Source organism: Mesorhizobium sp. M2C.T.Ca.TU.002.02.1.1 (genome assembly GCF_003997225.1).
In genome coordinates, this window is the sequence record NZ_RZTO01001115.1 from 1 (window position 1) to 1,567 (window position 1,567).

Annotated in this window: 2 protein-coding genes; both read right to left on the minus strand. The window is 67.1% G+C overall.

Annotated features, from left to right (window positions below; translation table 11 throughout):
• Positions 1-67: 67 nt before the first annotated feature.
• Positions 68-976: a dihydrodipicolinate synthase family protein gene (locus tag EOD07_RS33885; protein ID WP_127238308.1), complete on the minus strand. Its 909-nt coding sequence runs from the start codon at positions 974-976 to the stop codon at positions 68-70.
• 2 nt (positions 977-978) lie between these two features.
• Positions 979-1,567: hypothetical protein (locus EOD07_RS37940; protein WP_164772814.1), on the minus strand; the 589-nt coding region annotated here is incomplete at its 5' end.

The window sequence follows — 1,567 nt, forward strand, 5'->3', positions numbered from 1 at the left end:
GGCTAGCGCGCCCGCCGGCTTGTCGGTGTGCAGGATGATGATTGTTGGGCGCGCCGACATCGCGATCTCAGCTACGGCCGATATGGTCGGCGGCGCTGCCGAGCGCCGCAAGCAGCGCCTGGCCGTTCTCCAGCGTCGCATTCTCATGCGGCGCGCGCAGGTTCAGCCAACGCCGATCGCCGGACTTGACGGCAAGCACCGCCTTCATGGCCGGGATCAGCCCGGCATCCTGGATCACCTTCCGGAACGCCTTGATGGCGGCATCCGCCTCGGTGACGTCCTCGCCCTTGCGGGCCGCGTCGTAGAGGCGGCGGATGGCGGCGGCGTTCAGATTGACGGTTGCCGAAATGCAGCCGGCTGCGCCGCTGGTGAGACCCTTGGTGAGCTGCGCCTCGGAGCTAGGAAAGACAGAAATGCCGGGTGCGGCGGCGATGACGGCGGCGGTGTTGTTCCAGTCGCCGGCGCTGTCCTTGTAGGCGACGACCGTGTCCGGAAAGGCCTTGCTCAGCCTCGCCGTCAGTGCCGGGCTAACCGGCACGCCGGAGTTCTGCGGAATGTGGTAGAGGATCACGCGCATCGAAGGTTTTGCAACCTTCTCGATCAGCTCGCTGTAGTAGCGCGCCTGACCGTTGTCGCCGGCGCCGGTGTAGAAGAAGGACGGCAGCACCATGACCGCGGCGCAGCCGAGGCCGACGGCATGCGCCGACAATTCGACCGTTTCGGGCAGGGCGGTGACGCCGGTGCCGGGCATCAGCCGGTCGGGCGCGATGCCGGCCTCGACCAGCCATTCCAGCGCCTGCATGCGCTCGCGCAAGGGCACCGACAGCGCTTCGCCGGTCGTGCCGAAGGGCGAGAGGAAATGCGCGCCCTGGCCGAGCACCCATTTGGCGTGGGAAATCCACAGATCGCGCGCGATGCGGCCGTCCTCTTCGAACGGCGTCAGGATGGGAGCGATGGTTCCTTGCGGGCGGGTCATGACTATCCTCTGTGCTGGTCTGTGTGGCCGGCCACCGCCGCGACGGCGCGGGCGAAGTAGGCCGAAGCGGTGATGTCGAAGAGTATGTCGAAACCCGTCGGCGAACGAAACGTCACGGCTTCGATATGGCCGACGCGGGTCTGCGCGATGTTGTCGCCGCCGAATTTCTGGGGTCTCAGGTCCAGCGCGCAAAGACTGCTCATCGCTTCGGCAAGGCGAGGGCCGGAAAGCCGCATCCATGCCCAACCTTCCTCGCGCCATGAGGAGTAGCCTTTTGGCGCCGCCGCGGCATGCCAGGCGGCTTTAACTTCGGCGAGAGTCTCACCGGCGTCCTGCGCGAGAAGCAGGATGTCCTCATTGCCGAGGCGAAGGACCCGCATGCCGCGATGCTCGCCGATGCGGTTGACGGCGGGCAGCTTGACACCCTGCGCGGCGAGCCAGGCGGCGCTGCCACCGCCTTTCAGGCCGAAGCGCGGGCTGGCGGTAAGGTCGCTGAGCACGACCTCGCCGGAAACCAGCTTGGTGCTATCGGCCGCGCCGCCGGCCATGAAGGGATAGATGCTCGTCGCGCTGCCGGCGGCCATCTTAGAT

Bases quoted from the DNA above. Each gene is read 5' to 3' on its own strand.
- EOD07_RS33885 (WP_127238308.1), bottom strand. From the start codon at position 976: ATGACCCGCCCGCAAGGAACCATCGCTCCCATCCTGACGCCGTTCGAA.